The following is a 13334-nucleotide window of genomic DNA, read 5'->3' on the forward strand; positions in this document are numbered from 1 at the left end:
CAACGACATACGCAGCGATAAGGGTGGGCACGCTACGCTTTGCCCACCCTACGGCACCTCCGCTTGCGTAAACATTTAACCCTACTACGAACAATCCTCGCGGCGCCGGCCGCCCCGCCCCGTTTCTGCGCTACCTAATCCGCGCGGACACGTCCCGCGTCCGCCGCAAGGACGCGCCATGGATCTCAACCGCCGTCATCTCATCGGAGCTTCGACCGCAGGCATCGCCGGCGCGCTGGCCATGCCGGCCGACGCCGCGCGCGCGGCGCCGCTGACGTCGCTGCTTGGTCGTGATGCGACCCAATATGGCGTGCGGCCCGGTAGCAGCGAGGACCAGACCCGCGTGCTCCAGCGCGCCATCGACGAGGCCGCGCGAGCGCAGATGCCGCTGGCGCTGCCGCCCGGAATCTACCGCAGCGGATTGCTGCGACTGCCGAATGGCGCGCAACTGATCGGCGTGCGCGGCGCGACCAAGTTCATTTTCACCGGCAGCACCTCCGCGATCCAGAGTGATGGTTCGGACTCGATCGGCATCACCGGCATCACCTTTGATGGTGGCGGCATTCCGCTGCCGACACGGCGCGGACTGATCCACGTGCTCGGCGGGCGCGACGTCCGCATCAATGATTGCGAGATCACGGGGTCCGGCGGCAGCGGCATCTGGCTCGAGCAGGTGTCCGGCGACATCGCCGGCAACATCTTTACCAACATCGCGGCGACAGCCGTGGTCTCGTTCGATGCCAGGGGTCTCAGCGTCTCGCGCAACACCATTGTCGGTACCAATGACAACGGCATCGAGATCCTGCGCACGGGAATCGGCGACGACGGCACACTGGTCGCGGACAACCGCATCGAGGACATCAAGGCCGGCCCCGGCGGCTCCGGCCAGTATGGCAACGCCATCAACGCCTTCCGCGCCGGCAACGTCATCGTGCGCGGCAATCGCATCAAAAATTGCGATTATTCCGCCGTGCGCGGCAACTCGGCCTCCAACATCCACATCACCGGCAACAGCGTCAGCGACGTGCGCGAGGTCGCGCTCTATTCGGAGTTTGCGTTCGAGGCCGCCGTGATCGCCAACAACATTGTGGACGGCGCTGCGATCGGCGTCTCCGTCTGCAATTTCAACGAAGGCGGCCGTATTGCGGTGGTCCAGGGCAACATCATCCGCAATCTGATCCCGAAGCGGCCGATCGGCACCGCGCCGGACGACGATGCCGGCGTCGGCATCTATATCGAGGCGGATTCATCGGTGACCGGCAACGTGATCGAGAATGCGCCGTCCTACGGCATCGTCGCCGGCTGGGGCAAATATCTGCGCGACGTCGTGATCTCCGGCAACGTCATCCGCAAGGCGCTGGCCGGCGTCGGCGTCTCCGTGGTGCCGGGCGCGGGGACAGCACTCGTCAACAACAACATGATCTCCGAGACCCCGCGCGGCGCCGTGGTGGGGCTGGAGCATGCACGTGCCGTGACGTCCGATCTGTCGGCGGACGGCGCACAGAGGTTCGCGCAGGTGGTGGTCAGCGGAAATGCGGTGCGGCAGTAGGCGCGCGGTTGGCAGACGGGCCGCTCATCCTTCGAGGCTCGCCCCGCGGTGCTGCGCACCGCAGAGCTCGCGCCTCAGGATGACGGGGTTGGAGAAGGTTACTACCCTCTCGAACAATCCTCTCAGAACGCGTTGCGCAGCAGCGGGTACTTCGCTTCCAGGCCGTCGAGGCTGAAGGTGAATTCGACGACGCGCTCGGGGGCTGCGACGATTTCGGCGGCCGGCGGGGCGAACTGAGGCAGGAGCGTTGCCATCGTGACAGGCGTGGTCAGTGGTGGCCTCACAGCGGGTGCGGCGAGTGGCGCCATTGCAGCGGACGCGGCAATCGGTGCCCTTACAGCAGGCGCGGTGGACGCTGCCATAGCAACGGGCGCGGCGGCCGGCGGCCTCACCGCAGGTGCGGTGAGCGGCGCCTTCGCAGCGGGAGCCTTGAGCGATGCGACAGCGGCAGGCGCAGTGAACAATGCCACAGTAGCAGGCGTCGCAAGCGGTGCGCTCGGGGCAAGCGGGGCTTCCGTCACCTCGGCCAGTGCATCCGGCTTGGGATCGAGCCTGACCGGCACGGCCGTCTCGGGCTGGATGTGAACGGCCTTGGGCTGCAAGGTCTGCGGCTTCTCTCGCGGGGCGGGACGCGACAGGGTCGCCGGCGACCAGCCGAACGCGGTGGTCACGCTCGCGGCGGCCGCGGCGACGTCCTCGCCGGTCGCGATGGCGCGCCAGGTCTGGACCGCGCGTTTGGCTTCCTGGATGTTTTCGAGGAATGCGATTTCGGAATGGTAGCGGCGCCAGCGTCCGGTCTCGAACATTTCGGAAAGATGTTCCAGCCGCTGCTCGGCGAGAGCGCACCAGCGCGCCGCAATGGCGGGGTCGCAAGCCGCGGCGCGCACAGACGCGCGAACAGACTCTTGGCGATGTGTCATGAACCAGCCCGTGAGGAGAAAAATACGGACGCGGGGACGCAACGCACACGAATCAATTTAGACGCGACATGAATATTTTGTGGAAAAGTTTCGACTTGTCCAGCAACGACACGGCTTTCGTCGCAAAAGTCCGTAGTCGTGCGGAGTTTTAAGGGGTTTTGGAGTCAAGCTCCGCACAAGCATAGCGCGCCTGCGGCGCCGGGGCCGAGCGGTGGCGGTGAGCCAGCCGCAATCTCTCAACCGGAAGCTGATGTCATACGGCGCTTCAAGAAATCAGACCCCCAAAAAGAAAAGACCCGTCCGGGGGGACAACCGGACGGGTCGAGCCATATGGGCGCTTGGGGTGGATGGGCGCTCGCGCCTAATATGACTGATGGGGAGGGATAACCGCTCCCACATATTTAGGTCGTTGGCAGGGGGCTGAACGTTCAACGCGGCGTTCGATTTTTTAACCTTCGCGAGGCGCGCAATCTTGTCGCAGCCGCTATCGCGTCGCCGGCCTATCCACCTGAGAAATCGTGGCTTTATCGTCCGCGCTCGACAGCGAAGGTTGGTCGATTGCGCGGATGCCAGGGTCGTCGCGACGCTTCTCGACATCTTCACGTTTTGTTGTACCGGACACAGCCGCAACCGGCGTCGCGCTATCGGCCGGAACAGCCATGACTGCGGCAAAAGCATCGGCCTCGCCGTCGCCGAAGAGATCATCACGCCCGGGTGAACCGAGGTCGCGCGCGGTCTTCGCCAACGTCATGCGCAGCGCTTCCGGCTTCAGGGCATAGTTGCGCTCGAGGAGCAGTGCCGCGACGCCGGAGACATAGGCGGCCGAGAATGAGGTGCCCGATGTCATCTGGTATTTGCCGTCCGGCGCCGGCAGGAAGATGTCGACGCCGGGTGCGGCCAGCGCAATGTAATTGCCGCGGTTGGAGGCGGTGAACAGTCTGTCCTGCTGGTCGGTGGCGCTGACCGCGATCACGTTGGGATTGGCGGCGGGATAGAGCGGCGGCGATTTCGCGCCGGCATTGCCGGCCGCCGCAATCAGCACCAGGCCGCGCGCCGCGGTCGCCGCGATGGCGCGCTCGATCACCGCGTCCTTCGGACCGGCAAAGCTCATATTGACGATCTGCGCGCCGTGCTCGGCGGCGTAGTTCAGCGACCGCAGGATGATATAGGACGAGCTCTCGGCGCCGCCCGTGGTGCCGCCGAAGGCACGAATGGCGATGATACGCGCTTCCGGCGCGCTGCCCATCAGCCGTGCATGCGCGACGATGGCGCCCGCAATGCCGGTGCCGTGGACATGCGGTCCCTCGGTGCTGCCGAGCGCGTCGAAAGTGTCGGCGATGGAATTGGCGAGCTCGGGATGTTTGGCGTCGATCCCGGAATCGATCACCGCAACCGTGACATTGGCGCCATGCGCCAGCGTGTGCGCTTGCGGCAGGCGGAGCTTTGCCAGCACATATTGCGCGGGGTCGCCCTCGGTCGGAACCGCCGACTTCTGGTCCTGGAGCACGTAGCGGAAGTTTTGCTGGAGCGAGCGCACGCTGCCGTCGGCGGCGAACTCGCGCCGTACCGTCTCATACGGCCGACCGTCGGTGATGCGGAACAGGCCGATCGTGGCCCCGATCAACGGGAAATTCTCGGATGCAATCCGCGCAAGGCCGTGGCGGCGTGCGAGCTCATCGGCTTCGGCCAGCGACAGCGCGCTGTCGATCTCGGCCACGAATTCATTGGCGAAGCTGCGCAGGTTTACGGCGACCGGCGTGTTGTTGCGGCGTCCATTGCCGGCGCTCTTCTTGGCCGATTTGCCGGAGCCGTCACCGCTCGCGTTCGGCTGCGCCAGGCACTCGCCGTCGGCGTCGCGATAGGCCGCGGTGCAGGCCGGATAGAGGTTCGGCGAGTAGTGCGCATAGGGCAGCACGGAGGTCGGCGCCATCCGTGCCGAGATCCGTGTGGTGGTGACCACACGCGGACCGCGATCGACGCTCACGGCCCTTGCCGCCACGCTCGGAGAGATCGTCGGCGTGCGCGAGGGAAGGCTGATGGTGGGCGTGCGCATGATCGCCTGGGCGTGGGCGACCTCGATACCGAGACAGGCGGCGAGCAGAAGCGCGGCCCCGACCGACGAAGCATAGGCCCCGGCTCGCAACTTACTCTCGGACTTGCGCGTCATTGGTTCAGCGGCGCGCCTAAGGCGCCGCCACGGCGAGGTTGACGAACTTCTCGCGCTGCATCTTGCCGAGCAGTGCGGCGAGCTCGTCCCGGCTCATCGCCTTGTCAAACTGGAGGCGGAACATGCCGCCCTTGGCATCGCCGATGATCGAAGCCTGGTAGCTGTCGAGCAGCGCGGTGACGTCGGCGACGCGCGCCTCGGGCGTGAAGCGCACCAGCGCCCGCGCCGGCGCGGCGGCTCCGAGCTCACGCGTGATCGGCGCGCTGGTCGAGAGCGAGGCGGTCTCGAACGTCGCGGGCTGAGTCTTCATCAGCACCGCGCCGATGATGCCGGCCTGAAGCAACAGCGCGATGGCACCAAAGCCCGCCGACCAGGCCAGCGTGCGCGGCGACAGGCTCGCGAAGAAGGTGGAGATACGCGCCGACAGCGGCAGCGAACCGGAGGCCTGCGCCGGCTCGGCATCGATCGCGGCGAACAGCTTCTGCATCGCGCGCGCCGAGGGAGCGCCCAAGCTCTCGTTCAGATGGATAGTCTCTTCGTACTCGCCGCGGATCGCCGCATATTGGCGGGCGAGCTCCGGATCGCTGGCGAGCGCTTCCTCAACGCGGCGGGCGTCGCGCGCGTTCAGCGTGCCGGCAGCGTGCCACGGCAGCAGCAACTCGATCTCACTGGGCTCTTGCTCCAGCATCTTCTTGCTCAACGCCATCATGGCCAGCCTCGCTCAATGCCGGCTGCCTTCAGCAGTTCGGCCAATTTCTTGCGCGCATAAAACAAACGCGTCTTCACAGTGTTCTCCGGAATGCCAACGATTTCGGCCACCTCTTCCACGGACTTCTCGTGGTAGTAGACGAGATCGACGATTTCCCGATGATCCGGCGAGAGGCCCGTCAGACACTCCCGCAACGCTTCACTGGTATCCTTCTTCTGAACCGCCGTTTCTGGATTGTCGGACGAATCCTCGATCGCATTGGCGGCCTCGTCGTCCAACTCAAAGTCCTTCCGGCGCCGGAGCGCAGACAGGGCCTTGAATCGGGTGATTGCCAGCAGCCAGGTGGAAACGGCGGATCGGCCCTCGAACTTGCCGGCTTGACGCCAGACGTCCAGAAACACCTCGCTGATGAGGTCCTCTGCCGTCTGTTCATCGCGCACGAGCCTGAGCCCGAACCGATACACCCTGACATGATGCCGCCCGTACAGCACCTGCATGGCGAGCCGGTCGCCTTGGGCGATCCTGGCGATCAGGACCTCGTCCGTAGCCGCCTGTGTCACGCTCAAAGGCCGTCTCGCAAGGTTGGTCGGGGCGATACGGTGGACGGTTCGACGGTAGGGACGAAATTCTTCAACCTACCGCAGTCATACGGGGGTCTGTGTGATCTACCCCACATACGCGCATTTTCCTTGTCCCACCCGTGGTGGCCGGCCGCGTCGCTCCAGAACGGTAACATAATACGGAAACACTTTCCTGCGGAACGCCGTGGGCCGGCACAGACGGCCCGATCGAGCCCGATCCATAACACAGCCCCGTGCAGCTTATGTCGCACAGCGCCGGCTTTGGTCCGCGATATCGCCTGCGATGCCTAACTGGCCGGAAAATTCCGCGCCGTTCAAGGGCCCCTCGCCCGCGCGGCGTCCCCCGGGGATTCGGTGCAAAAGGATACCAAACCTAAAGGCTTGCCACGTAGATTTTTTCGGCTGACATCCACCATTGGCGGGACCATGAGCACGGCCGCGACGTCCTTTCCGGAGAGGAATGCCGCTGAAGTCGCGGATCTCGTCCTCACATCCGCGGCGGCAGCGCCCGAGGTGCTGGCGCGCCGGATCCGGCAGCGCCGGCAGATGTATGTCGGCCAGATCGCAAGCTATTCGCTCGGCGCTTTTGTGCTGCTGCTCTACGCCTATGACGGTGCCGTTCATATGAACGTTCCGTCGCTGTTCTGGGTCGGCGGCGTCCTGATCATCGGCATCTTCATCGTGATGTCGGAGGCTGGCGTCGGCGACAAGCACAACGACCACTATCTCACCGTGTTCCAGATCTCGGCGCATATGGCGCTGCAATTCGTGTTCCTGGTGTCGGTACCGACGATCGGGATTGCCTTCATCAGCGTGCTGTTCCTGATCTTCGCGTTCGGCACGCTGCGCATGACCTCGGCCCAGGCGATGCTCACCTGGGCGATCGCGACCAGCGCGCTCGCGGCCGTGTTCCTCGCCTCCGACCTGCCGATCGGCATGCCCGTTGCGACGAGGCTCCAGCGGACCGCCTCGATGCTGTGCTTCGTGCTGGTGATCGGCCAGTGCGCCTTCCTCGGCCTGTTCGGCGCCACGCTGCGCAAGATCTTGTACCGGCGCAGCATCGAGCTGAAAGAGGCCTATCAGCGCATCGAGGAGCTCGCCGAGCTCGACGAGCTGACCGGCTCCTACAACCGTCGCTGCATCATGCGGCTTCTCGACGTCGAGGTCGAACAGTCGCGGCAAGCGACGGCGCCCTGCGCCATCGCACTGATCGACCTCGACTGGTTCAAGCGCATCAACGACGCCCACGGCCATCCCGTCGGCGACGAGGTGCTGCGCACCTTTGCCATCACCATCTTCGCCAATATCCGCCCCGACGATCGTTTCGGCCGCTATGGCGGCGAAGAATTTCTGCTGCTGCTGCCCGGCACCGACGGCAACGCTGCATCGCGCATGCTCGAGCGGCTGCGCAGCATCGTCGCCGAGCTTGACTGGAGCGCATTCTCGCCCGGTATGCAGGTGACCATTTCCGCCGGCGTCGTGACGCTGCGCGACAACGATACTGCCGACACGTTTCTCGCGCGCGCCGACAGCGCGCTCTATTCCGCCAAGGCGCAAGGGCGCAACCGCATTGCAACAAGCTGACCAATCCATTTGCTGCCGGTCGCACAGAAACGGCGACCGGACCGAACGCTCCAGGACAGGGCTATGAGATCCAAATCCGCCAAGACATCCGAAAACCTGCTCGACGAATTGCAGTCTGCGCTCTCGCACGGCACCGTTGCGCGCCGGGTCGAGACGCTGCGCCGCGTCACCGATCTCTTCATCAACAACGCGGTGGATTATTCCGACGAGCATATCCGGGTGTTCGACGACGTGTTCCAATGCCTGGTCGATCAGATCGAGACCTCGGCCAGGGCACTGCTGGCCGACCGCCTCGCGCCGATCGGAGCCGCGCCGCCCCAGATCATCCGCACGCTTGCGCTTGACGACGTGATCGAGGTCGCCGGCCCCGTGCTGTCGAAGTCGGAGCGGCTGGACGAGACGACCCTGATCGAGATCGCGCGCAGCAAGAGCCAGGCGCATCTCAGGGCGATCTCGCTGCGGCGGGTGCTTTCGGAGGAGCTGACCGACGTGCTGGTGATGCGCGGCAACGACGAGGTGGTGCAATCGACCGCTGCGAACCCGGGCGCGCAGCTCTCCGAAGGAAGTCTGACCGATCTCGTCACCCGCGCCGAGCGCGACGACGACCTCGCCACCTGCATCGGCCTGCGGCCGGACCTGCCGCGGCATCACTATCTGAGGCTGATTGCGAAGGCTTCCCTAAGCGTGCGCAGGAAGCTCGAGGCGGCCCATCCGGATCTCGCCGACGAAGTGTCGAGCGTGGTCCAGGAAGCGGCCCAGCGGATCCGTGCCGCCGCCATGACCAGGCAGACCGAGATGGCGCGTGCTCTGGTGAAATCGCTGCACGCCGACGGCCGTCTCAACGAACTACAGGTCACGGCTTTCGCCGAGCAGGGCAAGTTCGACGAGACCAATGCGGGGCTCGCCGCGCTCGCCGGCGTCTCGGTCGAGACCGCCGAGAACTTGATGATCGAGAGCCGCACCGAGGGCGTGATGATCCTCGCCAAGGTCGCCGGCATGTCATGGCCGAGCGTGCGCGCGATCATTGCCATGCGCGAAAAACTCTCCGGCGGCTCGCAGACGGAGATGCTGAAGCAGCGCGATACCTACGAAGCCCTGCGCAGCTCCACAGCGCAGCAGGTGCTGCGCTTCCACCGCATGCAGCAGGGCGCGACGCCGGCGGCCTGACGGCCGTCACCGTCATGTGTCGGGCATGCGATGCAGCAGCTTGTCGAGCGTGATCGGGTAGTCACGTACGCGTATCCCGGTCGCGTTGTAGATGGCGTTGGCGAGCGCCGCAGCGACGCCGCATAGCCCGAGCTCACCGATCCCCTTCGCCTTCATCGGCGAAGACATCGGATCCGTTTCGTCCAGGAAGATCGTGTCCTGGTGCGGGATGTCGGCATGAACCGGGACCTCGTAGCCGGCGAGATCATGGTTGACGAAGAAACCGGTGCGCTTGTCCACCGCCAGCTCTTCCATCAGCGCCGCGCCGACGCCCATCGTCATTGCGCCGATCACCTGGCTGCGCGCCGTCTTCGGATTGAGGACGCGGCCTGCGGCACAGACGGCGAGCATGCGGCGGACACGGATCTCTGCCGTCGCCACGTCGACGCCGAGCTCGACGAAATGAGCGCCAAACGTGGATTGCTGATGCGTCTTGGCGAGATCGCCATACTCGATCGAATCCTCCGCCATGAGCTCGCTGTCCGACGCCGCCTGTCCCAGCGGGACGCTTCGGTTACCCGAGGACACTTGCCCGTCCAAAAACGCGACGTCAGCGGAATTGAAGCCGAGCTTCTGTGCCACCGCCTCACGCAGCTTGACGCAGGCAGCGTAGACACCCGAGGTCGAATTGTTCGCACCGAACTGCCCGCCGGAGCCGGCGGATACGGGGAAGCTGGAATCGCCGAGGCGCACCACGACCTTTTCAAGTGGCAGCCCCATCATCTCTGCCGCGGTCTGGGCGATGATGGTGTAGCTGCCGGTTCCGATGTCCGTCATATCGGTCTCGACGGTCACGGTCCCGCTTCTGTCGAGACGAACGCGCGCACCCGACTTCATCAGAAGGTTGTTGCGGAACGCGGCAGCCATACCCATGCCGACCAGCCAGCGGCCTTCCCGCCGCTTGCCGGGCTCGGCATTTCGCGCGCTCCACCCGAAGCGTTCCGCACCGGTCTTCATGCACGCGACGAGCTGCCGCTGCGAGAAGGGACGGCTCGGATGTTCGGGATCGACCTGGGTGTCGTTGCGTGCGCGGAATTCGACGGGATCGAGATTCAGCCGCTCCGCCATCTCGTCCATGGCGATCTCCAACGCCATCATGCCGGGCGCCTCGCCCGGCGCACGCATGGCGTTACCCTCGGGGAGATCCAGCATGGCGAGGCGCAGCGCCGTCATCCGGTTCTCGCCGGCATAGAGCAGACGGGTCTGCTGAACCGCTGTCTCCGGCCTGCCTTCCGGCAAGTTACCCGACCAGCTCTCATGTCCGATCGCGGTGATCTTGCCGTCCCTGTCAGCACCGATGCGAATGCGCTGGATCGTCGCCGGACGATGCGTCGTGTTGTTGAACATCAGCGGCCGCTGCATGGCGACCTTGACCGGACGGTTGGCCGCGCGGGCACCCAATGCTGCGAGGATCGCGTCTGAACGGAGGAACAGCTTTCCTCCGAACCCTCCTCCGATGAACGGTGAAATGAGACGAACATTGTCTTTCGGCAGACCCAGCGTCTTGGCGACATCGCCGGTCGTCCAAGCGATCATCTGATTGGAGGTCCACAGCGTCAGCTTGTCGTCATCCCAGGCCACCATCGACGCATGCGGCTCCATCATCGCATGGGCCTGATCCGGGGTGGTGTAGGTCGCATCGAGTTGCACCGGTGCAGCCGCGAAGGCGCCCGGAAAATCACCGACACTGGTGTCCGGCTGGTCGTCGCCGCGGCCGCGAGGTTTTGCGGCGCCATCCCGTCCGGCGGACAGGTCGAACGCCCCCGTGGTCGCGCTGTAGCTGACCTGGACAAGCTGGGCGGCGGCGCGGGCCTGTTCAAAAGTTTCCGCAACAACGACCGCGACGGCCTGGTGATAGTGGTCGATCTCGGGGCCGCCGAGCAGCTTCGCCGTGTTGTAATTGCCCTTGCCGAGCTTGCCGGCATTTTCCGCGGTGACGATCGCGATCACGCCAGGCGCGACCTTGGCGCGAGACAGATCCATCGATGCAATCCGGCCCTTGGCGATGGCAGCACCGACAATATAGCCGTAGGCAGGGCTTGAGACGACGTCGTGCCACTCATAGGCGTAGGTTGCCCTCCCCGTCGTCTTGAGAGGACCGTCGATCCTGCTGGTCGCATGCCCGATGATCTTGAGCTGATCGATCGGATTGGTGGTTGCGGGCGTATCGAATTTCATGGCTCAACCCTTCGCGTCGGTGAGCACGGCGGCGAGCGTACGCTCGACCAATGCCAGCTTGAATGCATTGTCTCGGGTCGGCCTGGCACCGTCGAGCAGACGTGAGGCGACGGCCTTGGCGCCGCGTTGCATCTCGGCTTCGGCCGCCTCGACCCGCCAGGGCTTGTGAGCGATGCCGCCGACGGCAACGCGCCCCGTTCCATCGCGCTGAACGATTGCCCCGACCGAGACCAATGCGAACGCGTAGGAGGCGCGGTCACGCACTTTGCGATAAATATGCGTTCCGCCAACGGGCTTCGGAAGCGTCACGGATGTGATCAACTCGCCGGCCGCAAGCGTCGTCTCGATATGCGGCGTGTCTCCCGGCAGACGGTGAAGATCGGCGATCGGGATATTTCGGGTCGTACCGTCCGAACGAACCGTCTGGACGCTCGCATCGAGCGCGCGCATCGCGATCGCCATGTCGCTCGGATGCGTCGCGATGCAGGCGTCGCTCGAGCCGATGACCGCATGCTGGCGGGTCACGCCGCCGATAGCAGCACAGCCGCTGCCGGGATTGCGTTTGTTGCACGGCTGATTGGTGTCATAGAAATACGGGCAACGCGTCCGTTGCAGCAGATTGCCGGCGGTGGTCGCCTTGTTGCGCAACTGGCCCGACGCACCCGCAAGCAGCGCGCGTGACAGCAGGCCATAATCACGACGAACCCGCTCGTCGGCAGCCAAGGTCGTGTTGCGGACCAGCGCGCCGATGCACAGGCCGCCCTCGGGCGTCGGTTCGATCTTGTCGAAGCCCAGGCCGTTGACGTCGATCAGATGAGCCGGCGTCTCGATCTCAAGCTTCATGAGGTCGAGCAGATTGGTGCCACCGGCGATGAATTTCGCGTTAGTGGTCCTGACGGCCGCAGAAGCCGCCGCCGCAGGCGAATTCGCTTTCTCATAGGTAAATGACTTCATGCGGGCCTCCCAGCAACCTCGGTGATTGCCTCAGCGATGTTGGAATAGGCGCCGCAACGGCAGATGTTTCCGCTCATGCGCTCGCGCAGTTCGTCGTTCGTCAATTGCGGCACTGCGTTGAGGTCACCCGTAACGTGACTGGGAATGCCGGCTTTGATCTCGTCGAGCACGGCCACGGCCGAACAGATCTGTCCTGGCGTGCAATAGCCGCACTGAAAGCCATCGTGCTTGACGAAGGCGGTCTGCATCGGATGCATATGCTCCGGCGTCCCAAGCCCTTCGATCGTGGTGACGCTGTCACCCTCGTGCATGACCGCCAATGTCAGGCATGAATTAATGCGCTGCCCGCCGACGATCACGGTGCAGGCACCGCATTGGCCGTGGTCACAGCCCTTCTTGGTGCCGGTGAGATGGAGATGTTCGCGCAGCGCGTCGAGGAGCGTGGTCCGGGTGTCCAGCTTCAGGGCGCGGATCTCGCCATTGACGTTGAAGGACACCGTCGCCATCGCGGGCGGTTCCTCCGCATCGGCGGCAGATCCGGTGGCGGAATTCTGAGCCTGGGCGGAGCGTGACGCAGCGCCGATCGCGACCGACGTGGCGGTTCCGATCAGAAGGTTCCGCCGCGACATTTCGAATGCGCTGGGTTTTCGCATGGTTGGGCATATCCCTCGCTACAGCAGCGTCCAACGACGCTCTGGATAGAAGTCGTCCAACCGAAGTTAGTTTCTAGCCGCGAACGGGATTAGTCCTTCACAATGGCATGAACTTATATGCGCCATTCATGAATGCGACCGTGGCCGGCGCACTGAGCGCGGATGCGGAGGTTACGCTGATGGCAAATCTGCCCTAGTAACGCAGCGCTTTTGAGCCAACGGCGGCGCCGATCGCGGTCACGACCGCAGTCGCGATCGTGTACCAGGTCGCGACGAACAGCGGCGAGTCATCCGTGCAGTGCGACGCATAGAGCGTCGCGGCGAGCCCGGCCGACAGCAGGCCGGCAAGCGCGCCGGCAAGCACCGGCCGCGACGGCGCGCCATGGCGCAGTCCGAACAGTGCGCCCGCGAGCAGCGGCAGCGACATCGCGGGGATCGCCAACATGCACCACCGCGAGTTCTTGCCGACGAGCCGCATCGTCATCGGCATGGCCGGCGCCATCATCGCTTCGCTGCCAATCGCAACCGCAAGCAGTCCGACGGGGAGCAGCAGAAGCCAGCCCCAGCCGCGCATCAAGGCTTCAGGCCGCGACAGATGCAGGCTGACGATGATCGCGGGGATCGCGAGCGACAGCGTGACCGCGAACTTCATGTCGAAAAACGGATTATGCATCGCCGTCATCACATCGGGCCGAACGCCGAGGAACGTCGCGAAGATCAGGATGGACAAGGGGGCTGCCACCAACAGCGCCATGGTCAACATCGCACCGACGCGCGGGGCGCGGTGGGGGTTGTCGGCCGCAAGCGTGCGAATGAGTTGATCGGTATCCATG

11 protein-coding genes are annotated in these 13334 nt (G+C 64.8%); 3 read left to right on the forward strand and 8 right to left on the reverse strand.

Going from position 1 to position 13334, the window contains the following annotated elements; genetic code table 11:
• Positions 1-178: 178 nt before the first annotated feature.
• On the forward strand, positions 179-1549 hold the full coding sequence (locus UB31_RS07805; protein ID WP_045010453.1) for a TIGR03808 family TAT-translocated repetitive protein: 1371 nt from the start codon (positions 179-181) through the stop codon (positions 1547-1549).
• A gap of 122 nt (positions 1550-1671) precedes the next feature.
• Here the strand turns inward: UB31_RS07805 and UB31_RS07810 are convergent, their stop codons facing one another.
• The 4 genes from UB31_RS07810 to UB31_RS07825 all read right to left on the reverse strand — a co-directional run bounded on the left by UB31_RS07810 (position 1672) and on the right by UB31_RS07825 (position 5911).
• Positions 1672-2469 (reverse strand): TIGR03809 family protein, encoded by a 798-nt coding sequence (locus tag UB31_RS07810; protein ID WP_045010477.1) that lies wholly within the window; start codon positions 2467-2469, stop codon positions 1672-1674.
• Between the two features lie 484 nt (positions 2470-2953).
• Positions 2954-4636: a S8 family serine peptidase gene (locus UB31_RS07815; RefSeq protein ID WP_045010454.1), complete on the reverse strand. Its 1683-nt coding sequence runs from the start codon at positions 4634-4636 to the stop codon at positions 2954-2956.
• A 16-nt stretch (positions 4637-4652) separates the two neighbouring features.
• The gene (locus UB31_RS07820; protein WP_045010455.1) at positions 4653-5345 is read right to left on the reverse strand and encodes a hypothetical protein; all 693 of its coding nucleotides are present in this window, start codon (positions 5343-5345) and stop codon (positions 4653-4655) included.
• On the reverse strand, positions 5342-5911 hold the full coding sequence (locus UB31_RS07825; RefSeq protein ID WP_045006487.1) for a sigma-70 family RNA polymerase sigma factor: 570 nt from the start codon (positions 5909-5911) through the stop codon (positions 5342-5344). The genes UB31_RS07820 and UB31_RS07825 overlap by 4 nt, the downstream gene beginning before the upstream one ends.
• A gap of 441 nt (positions 5912-6352) precedes the next feature.
• On the opposite strand from UB31_RS07825, the gene UB31_RS07830 reads away from it, so the two are divergent.
• Entirely contained in the window at positions 6353-7510 is a 1158-nt protein-coding gene (locus UB31_RS07830) for a GGDEF domain-containing protein (protein WP_045010456.1), read from the forward strand.
• Positions 7511-7573: 63 nt separating this feature from the next.
• Positions 7574-8677: a DUF2336 domain-containing protein gene (locus UB31_RS07835; protein WP_045010457.1), complete on the forward strand. Its 1104-nt coding sequence runs from the start codon at positions 7574-7576 to the stop codon at positions 8675-8677.
• A gap of 12 nt (positions 8678-8689) precedes the next feature.
• Here the strand turns inward: UB31_RS07835 and paoC are convergent, their stop codons facing one another.
• The 4 genes from paoC to UB31_RS07855 all read right to left on the reverse strand — a co-directional run bounded on the left by paoC (position 8690) and on the right by UB31_RS07855 (position 13333).
• Positions 8690-10894 carry an aldehyde oxidoreductase molybdenum-binding subunit PaoC gene (gene paoC, locus UB31_RS07840; protein WP_045010458.1) on the reverse strand — a complete coding sequence of 735 codons (2205 nt, stop codon included), beginning with the start codon at positions 10892-10894 and terminating at the stop codon, positions 8690-8692.
• Between the two features lie 3 nt (positions 10895-10897).
• A complete protein-coding gene (locus UB31_RS07845; RefSeq protein WP_045010459.1) occupies positions 10898-11848 on the reverse strand; it encodes an FAD binding domain-containing protein in 951 nt (316 codons plus the stop codon).
• Positions 11845-12501 (reverse strand): aldehyde dehydrogenase iron-sulfur subunit PaoA, encoded by a 657-nt coding sequence (paoA, locus tag UB31_RS07850; protein WP_045010460.1) that lies wholly within the window; start codon positions 12499-12501, stop codon positions 11845-11847. The genes UB31_RS07845 and paoA overlap by 4 nt, the downstream gene beginning before the upstream one ends.
• Before the next feature lie 193 nt (positions 12502-12694).
• Positions 12695-13333, reverse strand: coding sequence for an NrsF family protein (locus UB31_RS07855; protein ID WP_045010461.1), 639 nt, complete (start codon positions 13331-13333; stop codon positions 12695-12697).
• Position 13334: the final 1 nt, after the last annotated feature.

This window comes from Bradyrhizobium sp. LTSP849 (assembly GCF_000938255.1).
In the GTDB taxonomy this organism is placed as follows: Bacteria; Pseudomonadota; Alphaproteobacteria; order Rhizobiales; family Xanthobacteraceae; genus Bradyrhizobium.

Excerpts from the sequence above, each read along its gene's own strand:
- UB31_RS07810 (WP_045010477.1), bottom strand. The coding sequence starts at position 2,469 with ATGACACATCGCCAAGAGTCTGTTCGCGCGTCTGTGCGCGCCGCGGCT.
- UB31_RS07855 (WP_045010461.1), bottom strand. The coding sequence starts at position 13,333 with ATGGATACCGATCAACTCATTCGCACGCTTGCGGCCGACAACCCCCAC.
- UB31_RS07845 (WP_045010459.1), bottom strand. The coding sequence starts at position 11,848 with ATGAAGTCATTTACCTATGAGAAAGCGAATTCGCCTGCGGCGGCGGCT.
- UB31_RS07815 (WP_045010454.1), bottom strand. The coding sequence starts at position 4,636 with ATGACGCGCAAGTCCGAGAGTAAGTTGCGAGCCGGGGCCTATGCTTCG.
- paoC (WP_045010458.1), bottom strand. The coding sequence starts at position 10,894 with ATGAAATTCGATACGCCCGCAACCACCAATCCGATCGATCAGCTCAAG.
- UB31_RS07835 (WP_045010457.1), top strand. The coding sequence starts at position 7,574 with ATGAGATCCAAATCCGCCAAGACATCCGAAAACCTGCTCGACGAATTG.
- UB31_RS07820 (WP_045010455.1), bottom strand. The coding sequence starts at position 5,345 with ATGATGGCGTTGAGCAAGAAGATGCTGGAGCAAGAGCCCAGTGAGATC.
- UB31_RS07830 (WP_045010456.1), top strand. The coding sequence starts at position 6,353 with ATGAGCACGGCCGCGACGTCCTTTCCGGAGAGGAATGCCGCTGAAGTC.
- paoA (WP_045010460.1), bottom strand. The coding sequence starts at position 12,501 with ATGCGAAAACCCAGCGCATTCGAAATGTCGCGGCGGAACCTTCTGATC.
- UB31_RS07805 (WP_045010453.1), top strand. The coding sequence starts at position 179 with ATGGATCTCAACCGCCGTCATCTCATCGGAGCTTCGACCGCAGGCATC.